The 22,007-nt window shown below is 57.3% G+C and carries 17 protein-coding genes; 7 read left to right on the forward strand and 10 right to left on the reverse strand.

Features of this window, described 5'->3' with window-relative positions; translation table 11 throughout:
- Positions 1–40 precede the first annotated feature (40 nt).
- From HNI00_RS03580 to HNI00_RS03590, 3 genes are all read right to left on the reverse strand, one after another.
- Complete coding sequence (locus HNI00_RS03580; RefSeq protein ID WP_316790744.1) at positions 41–1,225, reverse strand: amino acid ABC transporter permease; 1,185 nt, start codon at positions 1,223–1,225, stop codon at positions 41–43.
- A 346-nt stretch (positions 1,226–1,571) separates the two neighbouring features.
- The gene (locus HNI00_RS03585) at positions 1,572–2,675 is read right to left on the reverse strand and encodes a transporter substrate-binding domain-containing protein (RefSeq protein ID WP_316790746.1); all 1,104 of its coding nucleotides are present in this window, start codon (positions 2,673–2,675) and stop codon (positions 1,572–1,574) included.
- A 505-nt stretch (positions 2,676–3,180) separates the two neighbouring features.
- Positions 3,181–3,390, reverse strand: a complete 210-nt coding sequence (locus HNI00_RS03590; protein WP_316790748.1) for a hypothetical protein — start codon at positions 3,388–3,390, stop codon at positions 3,181–3,183.
- Between the two features lie 395 nt (positions 3,391–3,785).
- Here HNI00_RS03590 and HNI00_RS22040 point away from each other — a divergent pair, with 395 nt between their 5' ends.
- The 3 genes from HNI00_RS22040 to HNI00_RS03605 all read left to right on the forward strand — a co-directional run bounded on the left by HNI00_RS22040 (position 3,786) and on the right by HNI00_RS03605 (position 5,409).
- A complete protein-coding gene (locus tag HNI00_RS22040) occupies positions 3,786–4,208 on the forward strand; it encodes a gas vesicle protein K (RefSeq protein ID WP_420156294.1) in 423 nt (140 codons plus the stop codon).
- Positions 4,209–4,365: 157 nt separating this feature from the next.
- Positions 4,366–5,112, forward strand: coding sequence for a gas vesicle protein GvpF (gene gvpF / locus HNI00_RS03600; RefSeq protein WP_316790752.1), 747 nt, complete (start codon positions 4,366–4,368; stop codon positions 5,110–5,112).
- 42 nt (positions 5,113–5,154) lie between these two features.
- Complete coding sequence (locus HNI00_RS03605) at positions 5,155–5,409, forward strand: gas vesicle protein GvpG (protein ID WP_297080012.1); 255 nt, start codon at positions 5,155–5,157, stop codon at positions 5,407–5,409.
- 122 nt (positions 5,410–5,531) lie between these two features.
- On the opposite strand, the gene HNI00_RS03610 is transcribed toward HNI00_RS03605, so the two are convergent.
- The gene (locus HNI00_RS03610) at positions 5,532–6,827 is read right to left on the reverse strand and encodes an ATP-grasp domain-containing protein (protein ID WP_316790755.1); all 1,296 of its coding nucleotides are present in this window, start codon (positions 6,825–6,827) and stop codon (positions 5,532–5,534) included.
- A 280-nt stretch (positions 6,828–7,107) separates the two neighbouring features.
- Between HNI00_RS03610 and HNI00_RS03615 the strand changes: the two genes are divergently transcribed.
- The gene (locus HNI00_RS03615; protein ID WP_316790756.1) at positions 7,108–8,340 is read left to right on the forward strand and encodes a chromate transporter; all 1,233 of its coding nucleotides are present in this window, start codon (positions 7,108–7,110) and stop codon (positions 8,338–8,340) included.
- A 224-nt stretch (positions 8,341–8,564) separates the two neighbouring features.
- Here the strand turns inward: HNI00_RS03615 and HNI00_RS03620 are convergent, their stop codons facing one another.
- Together HNI00_RS03620 and HNI00_RS03625 are read right to left on the reverse strand one after the other, a co-directional pair.
- Positions 8,565–11,489, reverse strand: coding sequence for a trypsin-like peptidase domain-containing protein (locus HNI00_RS03620; RefSeq protein ID WP_316790757.1), 2,925 nt, complete (start codon positions 11,487–11,489; stop codon positions 8,565–8,567).
- A 758-nt stretch (positions 11,490–12,247) separates the two neighbouring features.
- Positions 12,248–12,859, reverse strand: coding sequence for a DUF3318 domain-containing protein (locus HNI00_RS03625; RefSeq protein ID WP_172353776.1), 612 nt, complete (start codon positions 12,857–12,859; stop codon positions 12,248–12,250).
- Between the two features lie 214 nt (positions 12,860–13,073).
- Between HNI00_RS03625 and tnpC the strand changes: the two genes are divergently transcribed.
- A complete protein-coding gene (gene tnpC / locus HNI00_RS03630) occupies positions 13,074–14,441 on the forward strand; it encodes an IS66 family transposase (RefSeq protein WP_316790759.1) in 1,368 nt (455 codons plus the stop codon).
- Positions 14,442–14,607: 166 nt separating this feature from the next.
- On the forward strand, positions 14,608–15,927 hold the full coding sequence (gene sbcD / locus HNI00_RS03635) for an exonuclease subunit SbcD (RefSeq protein ID WP_316790761.1): 1,320 nt from the start codon (positions 14,608–14,610) through the stop codon (positions 15,925–15,927).
- A 363-nt stretch (positions 15,928–16,290) separates the two neighbouring features.
- Here the strand turns inward: sbcD and psb32 are convergent, their stop codons facing one another.
- The 4 genes from psb32 to HNI00_RS03655 form a co-directional block, all read right to left on the reverse strand.
- Positions 16,291–16,956, reverse strand: a complete 666-nt coding sequence (gene psb32 / locus HNI00_RS03640) for a photosystem II repair protein Psb32 (RefSeq protein ID WP_420156295.1) — start codon at positions 16,954–16,956, stop codon at positions 16,291–16,293.
- Positions 16,957–17,122: 166 nt separating this feature from the next.
- Entirely contained in the window at positions 17,123–17,758 is a 636-nt protein-coding gene (locus HNI00_RS03645; RefSeq protein WP_316790765.1) for a helix-turn-helix transcriptional regulator, read from the reverse strand.
- 220 nt (positions 17,759–17,978) lie between these two features.
- Positions 17,979–18,683, reverse strand: a complete 705-nt coding sequence (locus HNI00_RS03650; protein ID WP_316790768.1) for a GDYXXLXY domain-containing protein — start codon at positions 18,681–18,683, stop codon at positions 17,979–17,981.
- A 146-nt stretch (positions 18,684–18,829) separates the two neighbouring features.
- Complete coding sequence (locus tag HNI00_RS03655) at positions 18,830–20,305, reverse strand: DUF2157 domain-containing protein (protein ID WP_316790770.1); 1,476 nt, start codon at positions 20,303–20,305, stop codon at positions 18,830–18,832.
- Between the two features lie 337 nt (positions 20,306–20,642).
- Between HNI00_RS03655 and HNI00_RS03660 the strand changes: the two genes are divergently transcribed.
- The gene (locus HNI00_RS03660; RefSeq protein ID WP_316790772.1) at positions 20,643–22,007 is read left to right on the forward strand and encodes an FAD-binding oxidoreductase; all 1,365 of its coding nucleotides are present in this window, start codon (positions 20,643–20,645) and stop codon (positions 22,005–22,007) included.

Genomic DNA, 22,007 nt, shown 5'->3' on the forward strand with positions numbered 1-22,007 from the left:
AGATACCTAAGTCAGATACCAGGGACATGAGGCGCAGCGGCTAGCGTTCCTTAAGCTGGACAGCACGGTTGAGCAAGTTCATCAGCGTCGTGATCACCAAGTTGATAATGAGATACACCGCCATCAGGATGAGAATCATCTCAACGGCGCGTCCCGTCTGGTTTTGCGTGGTTTGAAAGGTCGAGAAAAAGTCGGGATAGCCAATGGCCAGCGCCAGGGTCGAGTTTTTGGCCAGGTTTTGGTACTGGCTATTGAGGGAGGGGATAATCACCCGCAGGGCCTGGGGCAAGACAACAAGCTGCATCGCCAGCCCAGTATGCAGCCCCAAGGCGCGGGCAGCTTCCCACTGTCCTTTCGACACCGACTGGATGCCCGCTCGAACGATCTCCGCAATGAACGCGCCCGTGTAAAACGACAGCCCAGCCAGCACAGCAGCGTATTCCAGCGAAATTCGCAGGCCGCCGGTGATTCTGTTGTTTTCGCCCAGAACCGGCGTTTCCCACTCCATGCCAAACAGCAGAACCAGCAGACCGGCGATCGCCAGCCCAATCAAAATCCACTGCTGCATTTTGCCCGATGCGCCAGCAGTTTCCATCAGCTTGATGCGCCAGCGCCAGATGAAGAAAGCGGCGATCGCCCCCAGCACAACCCCCAGCAGCGCCAGCCAGTCGCCTACATTGTTTGCAGGCCAGGGAATAAACATCCCAGCCTTGTTGATGAAGCCCTTGCCCAGCAGCGGAGTCGGCGGGTCGTTGAGGCTACGCTGCGGCGCAAGGCTATAGAACACCACAAAAATCCAGAAAAAAAGCTGGAGCAACAGCGGCACGTTCCGCACAATTTCCACATAAAACACGTTGAGCTTACGCAACAGCCAGTTGTCAGAGAAACTGGCAATTCCTGCCAGCACCCCAATCACTGTCGCCAGCACAAAGCCCACCAAAATCAGCCGCAGCGTGTTCAAAAAACCCACCACCAGCGCCCACCAGTAGCGATCGTTGGTCTGGTAAGGCACGATGGTTTCGCCAATGTTGAAGCCAGCTTGGTTTCTTAGGAACCCAAAGTCAAACTGCCGCCCCAACTGCGCCAAGTTGCGGAACATATTGCCAAGCAGGATCGACCCGATTAGCACTACAACACCCAGCACAACCAACTGGATAATGATTCGCCAGACCCGGTCGTCTCGCCAAAAGGGAACCTTTTCGGTGGTGTCAGAAGAGTGCGTCATGCTGACCTGCTCTGTTTCTGGAAACTCGGAGAGAATACGCGAGAAAATGTGCTTGAGGAACTACGTCATCAAATGGGCTAGCTGGAGCGTCTATCAATTCTCCTAAGTGGCGCTACGAATAAACTCCTAAGTGGCGCTACGAATAAAATTGCCAGCAGTCCCGCAGACCCTTAGCTGACAATCCAAAATCGCAAATCCAAAATCGAAAATCAATATCGCTCCTCAGACTTCGCCCTTTGCAGAAAAGATACCAGGAAGGGCAGGCTTTGCAACATAGCCGCCTGCTGTGACGGATTGAATGTTGACGAAACCTGCCCTCCAGCGCGTTTGAAAAACGGCGCAGACTCTAGCGGAATGGCGGAGAGTACATCAGGCCGCCATTGGTCCACAGTTCGTTTGGGCCGCGAGAAATGTTTAGCTCAGAGCCGCTACCCACGTTGCGCTCGTAGATTTCGCCGTAGTTGCCAACTGCCTTGATAACGTGAACCATGAAATCGGCAGGCAGACCCAGTTGGCTACCTAATTCACCCTGTACACCCAGGAAGTTTTGAATGTCGGGGTTCGGGTCTTGCTTCATTTGATCGACGTTGGCCTGAGTAATGCCAAACTCCTCTGCCTGAATCAGCCCAAACGTCACCCACTTCACCACGTCATACCAGCGAGAGTCGCCGTTGATGGTCACTGGGCCCAGAGGTTCCTTGGACATCACCACGTCGAGCAGCACGTAGTCGTCAGGGTTGGGCAGGGAGGTGCGCTTGGCGGCAAGCTGAGAACGGTCGGAGGTAAAGGCATCGCAGCGACCCTCCGAGAAAGCGGCGATCGCCGCATTAGAGTCCTGGAACTTTACTTCATTAATCGTCACACCTGCTTCTTTGGTGCGGCTGGCCAGGTTTAGCTCGGTCGTCGTTCCCGTTTCCACACACACCGACTTGCCTGCTAGACCGGCCACATCTTGGATGCCGCTGGCCTTACTCACCAGTAGCCCTTGACCGTCGTAGAAAGTGGTCGGCGCAAACTCCAGACCATTTCCGCCCGCCGCATCTCGGCTAGCAGTCCAAGTGGTGTTACGAGACAGCATATCTACTTCGCCGTTCTGCACCGCTGGGAAACGAGCCGTAGAATCGAGGTTTCGATATTCAATCTTGCTGTCGATATCTTCCGATGTGCCAAAAACCGCAGCGGCCACGGCGCGGCAGACATCCACATCTAGCCCAGAGTAGTTGCCGCTGGGGTCAACGAAGCTAAATCCAGGAATCGTCCCCTCAACGCCGCAGATCAATTTACCCCGCTCCTTCACCATGTCCAGTCGGCTTCTGCCCGCAGCAATTGCCGCTGGAGATGCGCCTTCAGCACCGGGCGAGCTTGCAGTATTCGTAGGCGCTGAGGTACAGGCAGAGATTGCGGCTACCGACAGACTGGCTGCCAGCAGCAAAGAACCCCACTTACGCATAGTTGTCTCACTCACTTCAAACAGAACTTCAACAGAATTTTAGGAAAACGTCAGGGTAGCAATCTGCGTGGAAGAAGCACATCCGTGGTCAAAACCTGGCATCTGCTAGGACGCAGATCAACGCTCTTCCAACTTACTGCTTTTAGCTTTCTTAACAGTCTACTGCTTCCGGAATTCCGTTTGTATACTACTATACGTTTAGTGGGGTTGTCATGGGTTCGTAAAACGGGAGACAACTTGCTGATAGAATCAGGTGTTTGGTACCTGAAACTAAGCCCACCTGCAACTGCAAGCTTTAGGCTAGCGCTAACACACTTAACTCAGTCCTACAGGGCGATGTTGGGATGGCCGTAAACTGCTGCTCTACAAGCCTTGGAGCAGTTGGGCTGGATTTGGCGGCTTTTGGGCAGCTTTTGGACGATTTCGATTAGATCACTGATAGATCACTGAGATTAACAACCGACGAGCGCGAGATGGGTTGAGCAGTAGGTCAATGACGGGTCGCCTAGCGTCCTTGGGCCATCTCACGAATGAGCGGAATGCGAGTGCGGATGTATTCGCTGAGGAGGTCAGATTCGCTGGGGCTGAGCGATCGCCCCTGATAAAACTGCCCGATTAACCACTTGGTGAGGCTGTGGTCATCCAAGCTAAGCAATACGCTCGACTGCGCTTCGTCTACAACCATCCAGAGTTGCCGGAGCATTAGAGGACTCATACCGCCTCCTTAAGGTTTTCTTCATTTTCTATACCATACCCACCCGGTTTGTCGCTGGTGCATTGTGAACACAAGACGACACAGATTGTGACGGATGCCGTAACAATTGACGGAGAAACTTGATAAATTTTGGGCATGATGAAGGCATGGAATCTGTCAATTTTGTGCCTAATTCTGCATCCGCTTCGGCATCCACCTCTACGGGTTCGATGTCCGACTCGGCATCTCCTGATGCTGCGACGGATTCTCCTCCATCAGATGCTCTGTCTGGGGATGCCCTGTCTGGGGATGCCCTATCTGGGGATGCCCTGTCTGGGGATGCCCTATCTGGGGATGCCCTATCTGGGGATGCCCTGTCTGGGGATTTGGCGGCGCTGCCTGCGGAGGTTTCCCTGATGCCTGCGGGCAAGTCGGACGCGGGACTGGCTCCGCTGCTGCTGACGGTTGTTGAACTAGTGCGACAGTTAATGGAGGCGCAGGTAATCCGCCGCATGGAGGATGGGCTGCTGAGCGACGGCGACCTAGATCGCGCTGCCGAAAGCCTGCGGAAGCTGGAAGAGCAGGTCGTGCAGCTTTGTGAAATTTTTGAGATCGATCCGGCAGATCTCAATATCGATTTGGGCGAAATTGGTACGCTGCTGCCCAAGGCGGGCGGCTACTATCCCGGCGAACAGTCTGCCAATCCGTCAATTCTGGAACTGCTGGATCGCCTGTTGAATACGGGCGTAGTGATCGAGGGCGATGTGGATTTGGGACTGGCGCAACTAAGCCTGATTCATGCCAAGCTCCGCCTAGTGCTGACATCCAAGCCGCTGTAGTTTTCGCAGGGGGTTTGTAACGCTGTGTCGCGATTTCGCAAAATTGGCGATCGCCCCTGCCAAACTGGGCACTCTCAGCGAGTAGGCAAGTTGGGTCAGCAAAACCCCCGACGATTTGCGCCCATTTGCTCCCAGTGGCCCTGTTTCCCCGCGCATCATGGCATACGGTTTTTATCTCTACGGCATCTTCCCCACCCCCGGCCCTGTCGGGCTAGCCCTCGAAGGTCTGGACGCGCAGCCCGTTCATTCCCACGCCATTGGCGATTTCGTATTTCTCTATTCCGAGGCCCAGCAAAAGCGCTATCTCTCTAGCCGCAAAAACCTGCTGGGCCATGAGCGCGTGCTGGAGCAAGCGATGGAAAAGGGCCATCGTACCCTGCTGCCACTTCAGTTTGGCCTGGTGATTAAGGACTGGACCAGCGTCGAGGAGCAACTCATCGTGCCCAAGGGAGAGGCCCTGCGGCAGTTGTTTCAGCGGCTAGACGGTCGACGGGAGGTGGGCATCAAGCTGGTATGGAACCAGGAGGCGGAGCTAGAGGCGCTGATGCAGGAAAACGATCTGCTAAGAGCAGAGCGCGATCGCCTCGAAGGAAAAACCCTCAGCATGGACGAAATTGTTCGCATTGGGCAATCCATCGAACACGCCATGACCGTCCGCAAAGACGCGATTATTCAAACCTGTCGCGATCGCCTCAACACCCATGCCGTTGAAATTGTCGAAAACGACCCCCTGCCCAGCGTTCCCGGCATGATCTACAACGCCGCCTACCTGATTCCCTGGGATGCGGAACCCGCCTTTGGGCAGCAGGTCGATCAACTGGACACGCAGTTCAGCGGCCGCCTGACCATCCGCTACAACAACTTCACCGCACCCTACAACTTTGCCCAGCTAGAAGCAGAGTAAGATAGCACCCGCCTTTATTACCTTCTCACTCCCAACCCCGCTATGATCTTTGACCTCCTCCTCGCCCCCGTCACCGCGCCCATCAACGGCATGAACTGGATCGCCAGCAAGATTTTGGAGCAGGCAGAGCCGCTGCTGGATGAAAAAGAAAATCTGAAAAAAGAGCTGCTGGCGCTGCAACTCGCCTTCGATATGGGCGAACTGCCCGAAGACGAGTTTGAGGAGCGGGAAGAGGCGCTGCTGCTGGCGATTCAGGCGCTCGAAGACGAGGATCTGGACGCAGAGGACGAAGATTAATCAACGACTAATCAACGATTGATCAACGCCCCTAATGGCAAGTCTCCTGAGGGGTGCTGCGAATGAAATTTTGAGACACCCCGCAGGTGCTTGACCAGCAATCTAAAATCGCAAATCCAAAATCAGCCCAGCATTAGCCCCTTGGACTGGAGCGTTTGCTCAATTTGCTGCATCTCCTCCAGGGTTTCGCCCGCGACGATGCCGTAAAGTTCGGTGTAGATCTTGCCGTACTTTACTTTTTCTAGGGCGGAGAGGATCAGGAAATCCTTACGCGCCAGTTCGGGCCTAAGTTCTACCAGGATCGAATCGAGCGTGCCGTCCATGCGGTAGTCGGTGGAATATTTGGCGATCGCCTTTCTTTCCTTCAGCAAGGGTTGCCGTTGCAAGCACAGCGGCGTGGAGCCATTGACCCGAAAGTTGGCATCGATGGCGTGGAGTTGTCCATCGGTGTCTTCTAGCACGTCGCAGCCGATGATGCCGAAATAGCCCTGCTGGTGGGCATAGCGGGCGATCGCCAGAATATGCGGCGCGAACCGTTCCACGGGCGTATTTTGGTAGTCAATCAGCCCGCCCAGGTAGCCGCCCTCCTCCGTGACCAACTGCCCCGTCACGCCGATCAGTTCCACCGCGCCCGTCTTGCTCACGTAGAACTGCATACAGTAGTTCTGCACTGCGTTTTTCACAAAATCCGACACCACAATGCTGCGGAGCAAATTGATTTCTCGATATTTGCGGATTTCCCGCAGGCAATAGTCCAGGTCGCTGGAGTTCTGAATAATATAGGTTCCCTCACCCGATAGCCCGTGGGTGGTCTTAATCAGGTAAGGAAACTCGGCGGGCAGCGGCACGTCCTCTAGGGGCGTTTCGTCTAGGTGATAGGTGACGTAGTGCGGGCAGGGCACGCCCAGTTCGGCCAGGGTTTCTTTACTCAGCAGGCGATAGTGGGTGTCGGGCGGGACGGCGTGCTTTTCGGGCGCGAGGTGGTCAAAGGGAAACAGCGTTAGCACCTTGGCAAAGCGATCGCTCTGGCTTAGGTAGTCCAGATACACCGACCGTTGCAGCACCTCCAGATTTTCGTAGCGAAAGCCAAAATGCTCCCGCCAGTAGTCGATCAAAATATTGCGTGGCGGGCGGATGACAATACCCGCGAGGCGATCGCCCAGCACCGCCAGGTTTTTCCACGGCTCCTGCTGCACGATTTTGTCATAGCTGACCTTGGTAGATTCGTCGCTGCCGTCTTGCAGAAAATACTTCTCGGTATTGGGATAGGCAGCCCAGCTTGCGGTAGCCGGATAGTTGAGGATAAAGGCGTGGGGCGCGTCGGCAGTATCTGCTGCAAACAGGTCAGAAAGGCTGGTCGCCTGAGTGTATTGCAGGTCGGTTTGCAGGTCGGTCTGAACGTCGGAATCTAAGGCCATAGCCGCATTAAACCAGGGTGGAGTTCGGAGATTTCAAAAGTCTTTTGCCAAAGTCTTTTGCCAGATCGTAGTCTACGCTGGATGGTAATCGGAGGGGATGCGCTCAAATTGCACTCCGTGATACCATCTGCGCCCAGCGCAAAATCTGTCTTTGGGCTGAGCAGAATGTAACTCGTTGGGCTAGCGTTAAATCGAATTTGGTTGATATGTTGAAAACGAAATGATGCCAGGCTCCTGGCATTCAAAAGGATTCAAATTTAGCAGCGCCAGACTCTCAGCTATGTCCCCGCCCTCTCAGCCCTTAGAAGGCTTTAGCGACGACACCCTTCCCTACGACACCCTGAGTCCGGCGGCCCAGCGACAACGCCTGGGGGAACTGGCGGGCGTGTTTCTGAAACTGGGGGCGATCGCCTTTGGCGGGCCCGCTGCCCACATTGCCATGATGGACGACGAAATCGTTACCCGTCGCCGCTGGCTCAGCCGCGAAAAGCTGCTTGATTTCCTCGGCATCACCAACCTGATTCCCGGCCCAAACTCGACGGAACTAGCGATCTACCTGGGCTACGATCGAGCAGGCTGGCGCGGACTGGTTTTGGCGGGCACCTGCTTTATCTTGCCTGCAATGCTGATTGTGTGGGCGCTGGCGGCAGTTTACGTCCGCTATCGAACTATTCCCCAAGTAGAATGGCTGCTCTACGGCATCAAGGCGGTGGTGATTGCCATTGTGGTGCAAGCGCTGTGGAAGCTAGGGAAAAAGGCGCTCAAGGATTGGCCCACCTGGGCAGTGGCGATCGCCGTCATTGCGCTCTTTGCCGCCGGGCTAAACGAAATTGCGCTGCTGCTCTTGGGCGGCGCTGCGGTCATGCTGATCAAAAACCTGGGACAGCGAGAACCCGGTTCACCGCTGCTGTTGTTTCCTCTACCAGTTCTCGCGCAAACCAGTCTGGCGCAAACGGGCGCGGCTCCGGCAACTGCACCCGCCAATGCACCGACCTGGGGCAGCGTCTTTCTTATTTTTCTAAAAATTGGCGCAGTCCTCTATGGCAGCGGCTATGTGCTGCTAGCGTTTATGGAGCGCGAGCTTGTGCAGCGCACGGGCTGGCTTTCGTCGCAGCAAATTTTGGATGCGGTGGCGGTGGGGCAGGTCACGCCCGGGCCCGTGTTCACCACCGCCACCTTTATCGGCTACCTGCTGGCGGGCAACGCCGGAGCCGTAGCCGCCACCATCGCTATTTTTCTGCCCGCCTTTGCCCTGGTGCTGGTCATCAACCCATTTTTGCCCAAGCTGCGCCAGTCGCGCTGGGTCAGCGGCTTCTTGGATGGGGTCAACGCAGCCTCTCTCGGACTCATGGCCGTCGTCACTTGGACGCTGACCCGCGCCGCCGTGGTGGACTGGGTGACGGTGATTCTCGCAGCGTTGTCGCTGGTTGCCGTGTTTCGGCTCAAGGTAAACTCGGCCTGGCTGGTGCTGGGTGGGGCGCTCGTGGGTCTGCTAGCTAAAAGCTTGACCTGATGCCTGATCGTGTCGATTTTGGATTTTGGATTGGTGCTTTTGGATTGCCAGTCAAGCGCCTGCGGAACTTCCAGTAATCCTACCAGTAATCTTATTCGTGTGCCACTCAGAAGCATTGAGATTCAAGTAAGATATTCCAAACAAAATGAATCGTTGTGCAGATTCACCACACAACGATTCATCTGGAATGGAACTCTAGCCGAATCGAATCTCGCTTTGGCTGACTACACCATCACGGCGTTTTCTTCCGCAAGCCCACGCGCCGGAGTGGCGACGCGAGTGCCCTGAGAAGTGACGCGCACGCTCAGGTCGTAGGGCCCTGCTTCTCCTGCGCCATAGCTGCCTGCGAACACCACATAGGTTCCTGCCGGGAGGTTAGCGCGAATAGCAGCATCCCGTGCGTTGGGGTTAATGTTGGCATCGTCGTTTTCCGCGACTGGCTCCAGTGCGGTTTGATCACTAAAGCGCGATACGTCTCGTCTCAGGGCGAGGAACGAGTCGATGAACGCACTCCGCATCTGAATCGACACCTGGGCAGGCGTGGGCAGTTGGAAGGAAAACGTCTCGAAGCGCCGCCCGTTGTCAGACAGGCGATCGCCCTCGTCAATCCGTCCTTCGGCTCTGGCAACAAAGCCGTGGGAATCTTGCCCAAAGGACAGCGGCGTGGCATTGGTGACCCGCGACAGCGGCGCAGTCGAGGCGAGGTGGCCCGTATGGGCGCTGGCCAGGAGGTGACGCACGCGATCGCTGCTGATGGCACTGCTGAGGCCGCGATTGCCGCCCCGCGAAAAGGACAAGGCCACAACGCCAATCACGTTGCCGTGCTGGTCAAGCACTGGCCCGCCCGAATTGCCAGGGTTAATCTGGGCATCAGTCAGCACTTCATCGGGGTTGATCTTACTCACCACGCCGCTGGTCAGCGCATTGCGAAACCGCTCTTGCCCAAAAGGCGTGCCAATGACATAGGCCGGGTCACCCGGCTGCACCGAGCGAGCATCGGCCAGACGCAACGGCTGCCCCGTGAAGGTCGGCTTTTGCCCGCTGAGCCGATCCAGGTTGGGATAGCGAGACGGTTCCAGGGTCAGCAGCGCCAGGTCTGTGCCGCTGGGGTCAAAGCCCACTAGACGAGCGCGACGGTCGCTGTTGTCTGCCAGGGTGACACGAGAAACTTGCCCTTGCTGGAGGTTTTCCACCACATGGGCATTGGTCACGATCAGGGTGTTGGGGTTCCCGCCAGGGCCGCTGGCGGGTTCAACGAAAAAACCGCTGCCCGAAAAGCGATTGCGAATCGCCACCACGCTCTCGTTGGCTCTGGCATAAACGGGGGCGGCGGTGCGGCTGCCGCTGGGGGCGATCGCCACGTCCGCAGCACCCGTCGAAACGGAGAGCGTGGGAATCTCTGCGGGCGCTGCCGCCTCTACCGTTCCTTCAAACCGATGGGTGGTTCCGCCAAGGCCCTCGGTTTCCAGTCCAGGCTGGCTCAGGGAAGGGTCTGCATTCTCCTCCCGCAGCCCAATGGGGTAGGGCCAGCCGCCATAAGCCAGATGTGGATAGTAGTAGGGATAGTGATAATGCACCAAGCGATAGGGATGGCGACGCAGCGCTCGGCGGGTGCGCCGGTCATAGCGGATTTCTAGTACGGGTAAATGGGGCAGCAGAATGGGAGCGGGGCGCTCGACTACGATGGGTACTGGACGCTCGACCACCACGGGCACTGGGCGCTCGATCACCACCGGACGGGGACGTTCTACGACGACAGTTACAGGACGCTCGACCACCACAGGGCGTGGATAAGACACCACGACTGGCGGATAGTAGGGGGTATAGCCGTAGTAGTAGCGGTGGCGGCGGTGCGACGTGCCTTCCGTCACGACTTCTGCCTCGACGGGGGCGATCGCCACGGGAGCCTCTGCGGGCGAAACGGCAGCCTGCACACCGGGAGTCGTTTCTACCGTCTGCGCCACGGGTGCTGCGCCAGGGCATACCAGTCGTCCATCTGTGCCGCGAGCAATGCGACCGGGCTGTCCGTTGTAAAGCACCTGCTGAAGAAAGCGCCCTTCCTCCTGCTCCACCAAACGGAACAGGTTGGGATTTTCGCCCAGACACGACCGCACTGCTGCCTCATGGCGATCGCTCCGAGACTCTGCCGCTAGGCGAGTATCTGGCAGGCTAGGCGTAGTCGCATCAGCAGTCAGGCTGGCCTCGGTCGCGAGGCTGGGGCCGGTGGACGGAGACTCGACCACGGGCAGCGTCTCCATGTGCATTGAGCCGGGGCGGAACTCTCGCGGATCGTTCAGCGGGTCATCCTTGAGCAGCGGAATCAGACCACTGTAGGAAATGCGGGGTGTGGTCGGCTCGACAAAGGTGACAGGAACCGCCGGAGCCACGATGACGTTCGTGACCTCAGCCGGAGCGCCCACTTCGACTGGCACAGAGGGCAAAGGGGCAGACCGCTCGACGGTTGCATCCGCCACGATCGCTGCGCCAGGCAACGAGGCAGACGGGCCAGCCGTAGCGTCAGAGGTCATGGCGGCTGTTGGAACCGTCTGCCTTTCTGCAAGCCGAGGGGCGATCGCCCGCACAGGCGGGGCTGATTCCTGGCTGGACAATGCCGCAGGCTTCGACTCGGCCACTGCCGCCACTGCGACTACCGGAGCCTCACGCTCGACCCGCTGTGCCACGGGCTGCGCGACTGCACCAGAAGCGTTTTCAGGCTCAACAACGGCCACCGGACGAGACACAGGCTGCGCGGCTAGATCGGGGGCTGCGGTCGCAGGAGCCGCGGGAACCGGGGCCTTGGCAATGGGAGCCGGGGTCGCCGCAGGTGCAGAAACGGCAATTCTCTCCGGAGCGGGCGCAGGCGGCGGCGTAACCTGTGAACTAGGAGCCGATGCAGCAACTTTTTCAGCCTTTTGCGCGGCCTTTTCGATTGGACGAGGGGCGGTGGAACGGGCTTGAGGAGCGGTCTGGATTGGTTCTGGTGGAGCGATCGCTGCTTTTGGCTGTGGCGCAGCCGGAGCAGCGGTTTCCACTGGCGCAATCGGTTCTACGGATTCTTCTTCAGAAAAAGGGTTGGCCTCGGCCCGGCGATTTGCTTCCAAAAAGCCAAGCATCGCCAGCGCAGAAAGAGCGATGGGAGCTAAACGCATAATAGTTCGTGAGTTGTGATGAGTATGAACTGAATAAACCGTCGTTCGTCTTTCGGATCTTGAAACCAGACTCCGCAATCGAGAATCGATGCCTGCCCATGGCCAGCCCAAACCAGCACAGCCCAGAACATCGCCCGACCGTCCGATTTGCTCGGATCAAGACAAGCGAAATGGGTGCGCCGGGTTTTTCCAACCCTGCGTGATGGCAGCCGTTGACTATCGCATCCCTCAGCAGAGCTTTGGGCGTGTGCCGTGCCCAGAGAGGGGCGATCGCCAACGCTGCGATGCTTAGAAACCTTGAACGGTCAATGTCTCAACGCAAAAGAGTTCCCTGGAAAACACTCGAACCCGTAGGGCTGAAATGTCTGGTTCGTCATCAAACCTCGTCATCAAACCTGAAGTTTTAACCTGAACCAGAGTAGAGCAGGTTTTAGGCAATCTTCGGCAAACAGCCTGCTTGGCGTTCATCAGAGTCGCTGAAAGTCTGGTTATGCAACCCTGGCTTGGACAGACAGGACAAAACTTGAGCCAACCTGTCTGTTACTCCCTTAAACAGCCCCGCTGAAAACAATCCGTTCAGGAAGGTAAAACCTTATAAATTCTTCACACGAATCAAGAGCGCCTATGACGAGCAACGCCAGCGGCTTGTTCCCGGATCGGTTCAACTTCTGGCTTGATCCCAGCTTGATTCGCACTGGCCTTGATTTACAAGGTCACGATTTGCAAGGTCACGATTTGCAAGGTCGCGATTTGCACGATCACCGCTGGTCGCGCAGGCGTTCGGGGACGGGCGTGTTGGAGAGTCCGGCGATCGCCCGCAAGTTCTGACAGCGCAGCAGTTCGGTAAAATCCAGCGAAAACCGTCCTTCAATTTGCGCCACCGCCTCGATCGCGCTCAGCAGACTGCGGGCAGCCTCTTGTTCCGTATAGCCCCGCTGTCGGGCAAAATTAATGGCTCGCTCGTCCGCCTCTAGCTCGATTTGTGAACTGCGGCTATTTTTCCAGATGCGATAGCCCGAAAAGGCCGTCAGCCCTGCGGCGGCAACGGTTCCCATTGCGTCGCCCTGTGCCAGTTCCACGACGGTTCCCAGCGTGCCCGCTGCCAAGAGCAACTGCGGCCAACCGGGCTGAAACCATCGCGTCGCGTTCACCCATGCCACAGTTCGCAGCAGCAGTAAATCCCGCTGAGAACGGCTCAGTTCCTCCCACAGGTCAAAGTTCAGGTAAATCGGGCGGCTCTGCTGCCAAGGCAAGGGCAGGTTTGCCGTAATCACCTGCGGCTGGGCGGGGCGGTCAATCAGCTTCACATACATCCGCCCAGAGGCAGGCATGATTTCAACCAGGCGGCTAATTTCGTCATCGGGATTCATGAAAACCGTGCCTTTTGCAACCAATGCAGAAGTCTGGCTTCCAGCCTATCAGGTTTGCAAGCACGCGGCCGATGCCGCCCGATCACAGCCCGCCAAAACGCCCCAAGCCGTCCCAAAATCCAAAACCTACAGGACTTACGCAGTTGGACAATTTGTAATTGCTCAACTAGGTTGACCTGAGCAGGGTCATAGCAGAAGATGATAAGCTTTTGCCATGAAGGAACTGCCCCCCCTCGATGGACTGAGCCATCGCGAAAAGGATGCCCTGATAAGCGGGCTGTGGCAGGAGTTGCAAACGTTGCGAGCGGAGGTGGAAAAGCTGAAGCAAAAACGGGTCAAGAAAACGTCAAAGAATTCGAGTCTGCCTCCATCTCAAGGCTTTAAGCCCAATCAGAGCCGTGTTCAATCAACTTCCGTCAAGGGTGAGGAAACGAGGCATCACCGCAATGGTGGGCGGACATTGAGCCAACAACCAGATCAAGTGGTGATAGCCCAAGCTAAAAGCTGTCCCCACTGTGGGGTCGAAGTTGACTTATCAATGCAGCGATTGAGTGGGATTTACGAGCGCATTGAATTGCCCCGATTGACCCCTCACATCACCCGAGTTGAACGCTACGGTGGGACTTGTCAGTGTTGCCAAAAGGCGTATGAGGCTCCGGTTCCAGTCGGATTAGAGCCAGGGTCTCCCTTTGGTACGAGTGTTGCGAGTCTAGTCACCTATCTACGCTACAGCCATGCTATCAGCTACCAACGGTTGAGCCACTTGATGGGCGACCTTTACGGTCTAAAGCTGTCGGAAGGAGCCATTGCCAATCTCTTGCAACGGGTGCAGGGGCAGCTAGAAACTCCAATTGCCAAGATTGTGGAACGTTTACGCAGTGCTCGGCTAGTGGGTAGTGATGAAACCGGGGCGCGGGTGAATGGGAAAAACCAGTGGGAATGGGTGTTTCAAAACGACCAGGTGTGTCTGCATGTGATTCGTCCCACTCGTGGCAAAACGGTCATTGATACCGTGATGGCTGGGCATCAACCGCAGATTTGGGTGTCTGACTTATTCAGTGCTCAGGCAGCCCATCCAGCCCAAGACTGGCAAGTATGTTTAGCGCATCAACTGCGTGATTGTCAGTATGCGATTGATGCAGGGGATGATTTGTTTGCGCCCCGGATGAAACGGCTGTTGCTCAAAGCCATTGCCTTGCAACGGCGACGACAGATCCTTGCCACCTCGACCGTCGAACAGTATTGCGCTCGATTGGGTGGGTCACTCCGAGAGATTCTCAACTTGCAGCCCAAATCAGTCGAGGGACAAAGGTTGCTCAAACGCTATCAGAAGATTCGCGCTCATCTGTTACTGTTTCTGACCGATGAGGCAATCCCGCCGACTAATAATGCAAGTGAACAGGCGTTGCGCTGGAGTGTAATCTTTCGCAAGGTGACCAACGGATTCCGCTCAGACTGGGGAGCAGAGTTATTCGCTCAGGTGCGTTCGCTGGTCAATACTGCAAAGCGTCAGGGCATTTCTGCCTTTGATGCCATTTCTCGTGCCCTTACCTCACATCAGTTCGATTGGCTATTGGGTTGAGTAATTACGACAATTTTTCGTGGGCTGCGCCTGCGAGAAATTGTCCAAAACCCAAAGCGCTTATCGCCAGTGCATCAGTCCTGACCTAAAATCCAAAATCCAAACGCCCCGCTGATATAGTATAAATGCTCTAAACACTTGTACTGCAACCCCTGGGGCGATCGCCATGATTCGACTGCTGCACCTGTCAGACATTCACCTCGGCAGTGGACTGCTGCACGGGCGCGTGAACCCAGAGACGGGCGCAAACACGCGGCTGGAAGACTTTGGGCGATCGCTGGAGCGGTGTATCGATCGGGCGATCGCCGAATCCGTTGACCTGGTGCTGTTCGGCGGGGATGCCTTTCCCGATGCCACGCCGCCGCCCAAGGTGCAGGAAATCTTTGCTCAGCAGTTTCGTCGCCTGGTGGATGCTGACATTCCCACGGTGCTGCTGGTGGGCAACCACGACCAGCATACGCAGGGTCAGGGCGGCGCGAGTTTGTGCATTTACCGAACCCTGGGCGTGCCGGGGTTTGTGGTGGGCGATCGCCTGGAAACCCACCGGATTACCACCCGCAGCGGCGAGGTTCAGGTCATCACGCTGCCCTGGCTAACCCGCTCTACCCTGCTCAGCCGCCCCGACACCGAAGGGCGATCGCTGGCAGAGGTCGATAACTTACTCCTGGAACGGCTGCGGGTAGCGCTGGAGGGCGAAATTCGGCGGCTCGACCCAGATTTGCCCACCGTCCTGCTGGCGCACCTGATGACTGACACCGCCCGCTTTGGCGCAGAGCGCTTCCTCGCCGCCAGCAAGGGGTTCACCGTGCCGATGGCGCTGCTGACCCGTCCCTGTTTTGACTACGTAGCGCTGGGTCACGTTCATCGCCACCAGATTCTCTGCGACCAACCGCCCGTGGTCTATCCGGGCAGCATCGAGCGGGTAGACTTTAGCGAAGAAGCCGAAGACAAAGGCTATGTGCTGGTGTCCCTAGAGCGCGGCAAAGCAGTGGTGGAATTTTGCCCGCTGCCTGTGCGCCCTTTTCAGACCCTCAGCGTGGATCTGACGGATGCAGCAGACCCACAAGCGACGCTCCTGAGCCACCTCCAGCAAACCCTGCTGGCCGATGCGGTGGTGCGCCTAGTCTACAAAATTCTGCCAGAGCAGGCTGAGGAAATTGACCAGGCCGCCCTGCACGAAGCCCTGAAATCAGCCCATACCTACAGCATCTATCCCGAAGTGCAGAGCCAGCTTGCCCGACCGCGACTGCCAGAGTTGGGTGCAGGCAACGAGCTAGACCCGATTGAAGCCCTGAAAACTTACCTGGAGCATCACCCCCACCTGAGCGGGCTGGCAGACGACATGCTGGCTGCGGCAAAAAACCTGCTGGCAGGGGATTGTCCTGAGGATCTTACGCTCAGCGACGTGCCGCTGGAAATCGATTCAACCGACACCACGGCCGCCGCCCTAGAAGAGCCTGCAAACGCCCAGTTGCGCTTGCTCTAACCAAAGGCTTGCTCTGACTAAAATTAGAAAACTATTGACCCAGCAGCTTTTGTTACTACATCTGTCACTACATCTGCCCTCACCCTGAATCCCTCTCCCAGAGAGCGAGGGACTTCCGATCCGGCTCCCCTTCTCCTTTCCCAGAGAGCGAGGGACTTCCGATCCGGCTCCCCTTCTCCTGTGCTGGGAGAAGGGGCCGGGGGATTAGAGCGGTTCGGAATGCAAGCTCAAATATTGCCAGGTTAAATTACTGCCAGGTTAAACTGCCAGGTTAAGTAAGAACAAAAAAGAAGCATGGAATCTTGTCTCATGCTTCTCCAACAGTTTCTCAAATGCTTAGGTTGAATGGTTAGGCTGCTGCGACTATCGCATCTGATACCAGTAATAGGTCGCCATTGGAATCACCGTCGCGGCAAAGAGTAGCCCGATGACCCAAACGGTGGCATTGCTTTCAGCCGTCTCTTCGGGCGTGGCGAAAGTTCCCTCGCTCTGATCGACTTCGACCACGACGGGCGGGCCGGGGTCAGGATTGCCTGCCAGCACTTCCGACAGGCGCGTGGTCACGTCGAGAAATGCCTGGTTGTAGCGATCGCCCTGGCGCAGCGGCACAGCCAGCGTTTCATCCACAACACTGGTGGCAATGTCGTCGCTCAGCAGCTCCTTTGCGGCTTCGCCCACGCGAATGGCGGCGTTATTCGTCACCGTATCCAGCACCAGCAGCACCTCATTGGCCTGATCGGTTGGTTCGGGAAACCACTGCTCAAACAACTGGTCAGTAAAGCTTTGGACGGTTTCGCCATAATCCAATCGATGAATCGTCACCAAGCGCACATCGTTGCCCGTCTTCTTGGATAAGCTGCTGAGCTTGCCGTTGATGTTGCTTTCATTCAGACGGCTCAGCACGTCGCCCTCGTCCACCACCCACTCCGTCGGGCTGACGGCGGGCATCTCATACACGCCAGTCGCCAGGGCAGGAGCCGCGCCGCCCAGCCACAGCAAGACTCCCAAGGCTAGGGCGATCGCACCCATCCGGCTATGGAGCGATCGCAACAGTTGACCCACTCGTTTCCGATCTGTTTGCCTAAAGAAATGTGTCATTTCTGAAAATTCCCAACCCTCATTACAAAAATACACCAGGTTGGAGGGCGCGGGGAGAGATGGAGTGATGGGCAAGTCTGGAAAAAGTTTAGTGGGTTTAATGGACTGGCTGGATGCGGTAAGCACAGCGGCGATCGCCCTGCATCAGATGCTCCACCCGTTCGACCACCACGCTCGTTCCCAAGACAGAACGAAAAACCTCCAGCTCAGCAGTGCAAAGCCCCGGACAGGTCTGGGCGGCGGCGCAGATGGGGCAGTGGTTTTCCACCAGCAATAGCCCGTCGGGTTGTTCCAAAACCTCGGCCATGTATCCTTCCTGGCTGCGGAAGTGGGCGATCGCCCTCACCTGTGCCTGCCAGGACTCCACCCCAGCCAGTTGCGCCCGATAGGTCTGAACCTGGCGGCGGCTGCGTTCCGAAATCACCCGCTCCAGCCCCTCCGCACCAAACACCGTCTCCACCCCCCGCAATACGTCCAGCATCAGGTCAGCGTGGCTATCGGGAAAGCGGCTGACGGAATGCTCGGTCAACTGCCACAGCTTCACCGGGCGACCCGCAGGGCGGCGCTCCTGGCGATAGGTCACCCACTGCTCTGCCTTCAGCGTTTGGAGATGCTGCCGCACTGCCATCGGGGAAATCTCAAGCTGCTCTGCCAAGGCCGCCGCCGTCTGTGCCCCCCGCATTTTCAGCAGGTGCAGGATCTGATCTTTGGCTTTGGGCTTGGTGTCCTCCATTGAGGGGGTGGATTTTGGATTTTTGCTTTTCGATTTTCGCTTTTCGATCTTGGATTGCCCCTAATGCTGGGTGAGCGCAATGGGCGGCAAACCCCATACTTCAGTGTGCCGTGTGCGGAGGGCGCTTGTCTTTAATTTTGGGAATTTTGGGGCTGGCGACAGTTGTTATGGCGTTTTTACCCAGGCGCAATTGCTCACAGCCTCGACTGTCCTCAAATCCTCAAAACTGATAGGGCTGGTCGGCGAGCCACATTCGGGTCAGCACGGCTTCGCCATTGCCCCCGACCTTGGCTTCCATGACAAAGTTGGGCGATTGTGGATTGGCCTGTTGCAGTTCGGCGATGCGGTTGTTGATGTTGAGTCGCTCGGCTTCGGGTATGTAGTATCGCTCCAGCCCATAGTTCACCCAGCCGTTGCGATAGATGCCCTTCAGCGCAACCTGATTAGTGGGCAGGTTGGTGGGGCGATCGCCCGACACAGCAACAGGCTTCCAAGGCTTGGGCGGCTGGCTGCCCGTGTCTTCCGGTGCTTCCAGAATGACGTAAATTGGCCGAGCCGCAAAGCGCGATCGCCGCTGCTGTGTCGCTGCCTCAAACGCCCTCCAGCCCGGCAATTTCTCCAGTTCACCCGGCTGGGAAATGTCGTAGCCCAGCGTCACATAATAGCCGCGCAGGGGATGATACGGGTCAACAGGCCCCGTCTGCAAAATCACGGTCTGTCCCGTTGCCTGGGTATAGGTGGCTTGCAGGGGAATCACCAAAATCAGCGCCGCCTGAATCGCCAGGGGTAGCCAGAATCGCCAGCGGGCAGCCGGGGCAGGGGCGAGGGGGGGCGGCGCGGGCGGGAGGGGATGCTGCGGAGTGGGTGCGTCTGGAGGAGCGGGGACGAGGGGGTGACGGTTGGAGGGACGAGATTCGGAGTTCATAGGACGCTCGAAAAGGAAAAGCTAGAGGACATCGAAATCAGGCCGCGAAATTAGGCAAAGAAATCAGGCATCGAAATTAGGCAACGAAATCAAGCAACTGCTGCACGAATCCTGCCCTGGCTGGATTTGAGGCAAGAGACACCCCGCTAAACCGTTTCTTCCTGAGAGGCGGGGGTGAGCGTGGTGGCGGGGGCGAGGGTGCGGACGTGGCGCTCGAACCAAAGTCCGACAAATAGCACAGCTAGCCCGCAGAGGACGAAGACGGCAGACTTCAGCAGCAGCCCGGTTTCGTATTCCAACATGCGGCTGATGATTTGCAGGACCAGCATCACCATGCCGTACCAAAACAGGCTGCGGCTGCCCTGAGCGAGTCCCTGCCGGATAAAGGCGGCCGACAGGAGGAACAGCAGCACATTAAACAGATAGGTGGCGATCGCCTGAATGGGTGCAACGCCCCAGTGCCAGAGCGGAATCAGCCCCACAGCCAGCAAGAAAACCAGCATCACTGCGTCGTGCTGTGACAGTCCCCAGCGCTGCCCCCGGTGGCGCGGATAGGCCAGGTAGAACCAGCCGATGAGCATCAGCGCAGTGTAGACAAACAGGTTGGGGTTCAGCAGCAAATCGCCGCTGTGGCCGAGCAAAATCCGAAGCTGCTGGGCAAAGCTGGGCTGGTCGGAAAGGGGAGTCCAAATGCTGCGAAACGAAAATCCGTAGCAGGTTGCCGTGAGGAAAATCAGGGCGATCGCCTGGGCAACGGGACGAAATGGACGAGTTAACGGCAGCGGCGCGTTTCTCAGTCGCCACCATAGCGCGTCGTCATAGCTCCATAGCAGGGCTGGGGGCAGGGTGCAGGCGATCGCTACCAAAAAGCCAGGAGTCGCAGGGCTGCTGAACTGGTTCCCCACATCCGCCAAGGTGACGAGCAGCGCCGAAATCGTGGCGATCGCCCCCAGCGCAAAAATCACCTTCGAGCGACACTGATAGGCCAGCAGCGTAAACAGCCCACCCGCCACCAGCGGCATCAGGTTCATCAGCCCATTCAAGCCTGAGAGCGCCTGCATCTGGGTAGCTTCCCATATCCCCGACCAATAGCCCACGCCCATCAGCAAAATGGATAGCAGCGCGAGCGATCGCAGCCGCAGCCCAAACGCCATTGCCAGCACGCCCAATCCCCACACCAGGCACAGTTCATAAAACGCGCCGCTGCGGTGAAACAACTGCCCCGCCAGCGCCAGGTTTGCCCCCAGCACCAGCGCCCCCAGCAGCAGCAGTCCGTGTCCCAGGCGGTGCTGCCAGCGTTCGCGTCCGTGTAGTTTGGGTCGCCGCCACAGGTAAAAGCCCGCTGCATTGGCGGCAACGAACAGGCTAAACAACAGCGCCATTTTGCCTATGCGAGGAATCGCCTGCCAGTTTGCCGCGACGAAGGTAATCACCCCCAGCCCCAGCAAAATGCAGCCCAGCCCCAGCAAAATGACCACGAAGCGATCGCGTGCGCCCGTTTCTAGCGCATCAAAGTCATACTGTGCGGCCAGTTGCTCATACTGGTCCGGCTCAATTAGCCCGTCAATCCGCCACTGTTCGGCTTCGCGCCGGAGTTGCCGCCGAAATTGTTCGCTTGCCATAGGAATTATCCTGCTGTGGGTTGATGCAACGTTTGCATTCATACCATCGGTGTCGCATAAATCCCCCGGAAAGGTCTAGACCGCTATGCCAGAACCTAAAGCGTACTGAAAGAGAGCGCCATTCTCTAATTAGCGCAACCTGATCGGCAATCAGCGCAAACTGATCCGCAGAAGCTAATCCGCAGAAATTAATCCGCACAAATCCGTAGCCCACTTCACCCAACCGCAGGTTGCAATCTGGCTAGATTAAGACCACAGTAAGTAAATAATTCTTAATTAATTGGGCGATCGCCCCACTGGGTAAATCTAAGCGGGCAAATCTTAAGGAGGATTTTGAATGACGCTGACCGTACCGCGCACCATCGATTGGGATGCCATTGCCGCAGAACTGGCGGGGATAGAGGTGATTCGCGATGCCGCGCAAGTCGCCAAGCTGTCAAAGGACTATTACACCTACAGTCCGATCCTGCGGCCGCTGCTGGATGACAAAGTGGCAGATCTGGTGGTGCGGCCCGTCAGCGAGGCAGAGGTCTTGCAGGTGGCTCAGGTCTGCGTTCGGCATCGCATTCCGCTGACCGTGCGCGGTGCTGGCACAGGCAACTACGGTCAGTGTGTGCCACTTGAAGGGGGTGTCATTCTAGACCTGACCCGGATGCAGACCGTGAAATGGATCAAGCCAGGGCTAGCCTGCGTAGAGCCGGGCGCAAAACTGGTCAATATCGACAAGCAAACGCGAGAACTGGGCTGGGAGATTCGTATGGCTCCCTCCACCTACCGCACGGCGACGATTGGCGGCTTTATTGGCGGCGGCAGCGGCGGTATTGGCTCGGTTACCTATGGACAATTGCGCGATCGCGGCAATCTCCACGCCGTGCGCGTTGTCACGATGGAAGACACGCCCCGCATCATCGAACTGCGGGGGGATGAAGTGCAAAAGGTGAACCATGCCTACGGCACCAACGGCATCATCACCGAACTCGAAATTCCTCTAGCCCCTGCCTATCCCTGGGCCGAGCTAATTATTACCTTTGATGACTTTATGACCGCTGCCCGCTTTGGTCAGGCGCTCAGCGACTCCGACGGCATCACCAAAAAGCTCGTCACCGTCTTTGCCCATCCAGTCCCGACCTACTTCGCCGCCCTGCGAAACAGTATTCCCGACGGCAAGCACTGCGCCTTTGTAATGGTGGCAGAACCCAGCCTGGAGCCGTTTGCCGATTTAGTAAAGGAGTTTGGCGGCGCAGTGTGCTATCAAAAATCTGCCCAGGAGGCCAGCAAGGGCACGCTGCTGATGGAATTCACCTGGAACCACACGACGCTCCATGCCCGCAGCGTTGACCCAACGCTGACCTACTTGCAAACGCTGTTTCCGGCTGACAAACAGCTCACGCTCGTTGAGCATATGTATCACCACTTTGGCGATGAGGTGATGATGCACCTAGAGTTTCTGCGGACGGGCGGCACGGCAGTTCCGGCAGCGCTCCAGTTGGTACGCTACTCTACCCCAGAGCGGCTGAGGGAGATTATCCAGTATCACGAAGAGCAGGGCGCGTTTATCGCCAATCCCCACACCTACATCCTGGAGGACGGCGGTCGCAAAACCATTGACCCGGTACAGCTTGCGTTTAAGGAAGAGATAGATCCCTACGGGCTGCTGAATCCAGGCAAGATGCGGGCCTGGCTGGAGCGCGGTTCAATTTGA

This window comes from Thermoleptolyngbya oregonensis NK1-22 (genome assembly GCF_032705245.1).
GTDB classification, from domain to species: domain Bacteria; phylum Cyanobacteriota; class Cyanobacteriia; order Elainellales; family Elainellaceae; genus Thermoleptolyngbya; species Thermoleptolyngbya sichuanensis.

Coding starts and splice junctions, on each gene's coding strand:
- HNI00_RS22040 (WP_420156294.1), top strand. CDS start 3,786: ATGCCTGCGGGCAAGTCGGACGCGGGACTGGCTCCGCTGCTGCTGACG.
- HNI00_RS03645 (WP_316790765.1), bottom strand. CDS start 17,758: ATGGAGGACACCAAGCCCAAAGCCAAAGATCAGATCCTGCACCTGCTG.
- HNI00_RS03615 (WP_316790756.1), top strand. CDS start 7,108: ATGTCCCCGCCCTCTCAGCCCTTAGAAGGCTTTAGCGACGACACCCTT.
- psb32 (WP_420156295.1), bottom strand. CDS start 16,956: ATGGGTGCGATCGCCCTAGCCTTGGGAGTCTTGCTGTGGCTGGGCGGC.
- HNI00_RS03660 (WP_316790772.1), top strand. CDS start 20,643: ATGACGCTGACCGTACCGCGCACCATCGATTGGGATGCCATTGCCGCA.
- HNI00_RS03620 (WP_316790757.1), bottom strand. CDS start 11,489: ATGCGTTTAGCTCCCATCGCTCTTTCTGCGCTGGCGATGCTTGGCTTT.
- HNI00_RS03650 (WP_316790768.1), bottom strand. CDS start 18,683: ATGAACTCCGAATCTCGTCCCTCCAACCGTCACCCCCTCGTCCCCGCT.
- HNI00_RS03605 (WP_297080012.1), top strand. CDS start 5,155: ATGATCTTTGACCTCCTCCTCGCCCCCGTCACCGCGCCCATCAACGGC.
- HNI00_RS03590 (WP_316790748.1), bottom strand. CDS start 3,390: ATGAGTCCTCTAATGCTCCGGCAACTCTGGATGGTTGTAGACGAAGCG.
- HNI00_RS03625 (WP_172353776.1), bottom strand. CDS start 12,859: ATGAATCCCGATGACGAAATTAGCCGCCTGGTTGAAATCATGCCTGCC.
- HNI00_RS03580 (WP_316790744.1), bottom strand. CDS start 1,225: ATGACGCACTCTTCTGACACCACCGAAAAGGTTCCCTTTTGGCGAGAC.
- HNI00_RS03585 (WP_316790746.1), bottom strand. CDS start 2,675: ATGCGTAAGTGGGGTTCTTTGCTGCTGGCAGCCAGTCTGTCGGTAGCC.
- HNI00_RS03655 (WP_316790770.1), bottom strand. CDS start 20,305: ATGGCAAGCGAACAATTTCGGCGGCAACTCCGGCGCGAAGCCGAACAG.
- HNI00_RS03610 (WP_316790755.1), bottom strand. CDS start 6,827: ATGGCCTTAGATTCCGACGTTCAGACCGACCTGCAAACCGACCTGCAA.
- gvpF (WP_316790752.1), top strand. CDS start 4,366: ATGGCATACGGTTTTTATCTCTACGGCATCTTCCCCACCCCCGGCCCT.
- sbcD (WP_316790761.1), top strand. CDS start 14,608: ATGATTCGACTGCTGCACCTGTCAGACATTCACCTCGGCAGTGGACTG.
- tnpC (WP_316790759.1), top strand. CDS start 13,074: ATGAAGGAACTGCCCCCCCTCGATGGACTGAGCCATCGCGAAAAGGAT.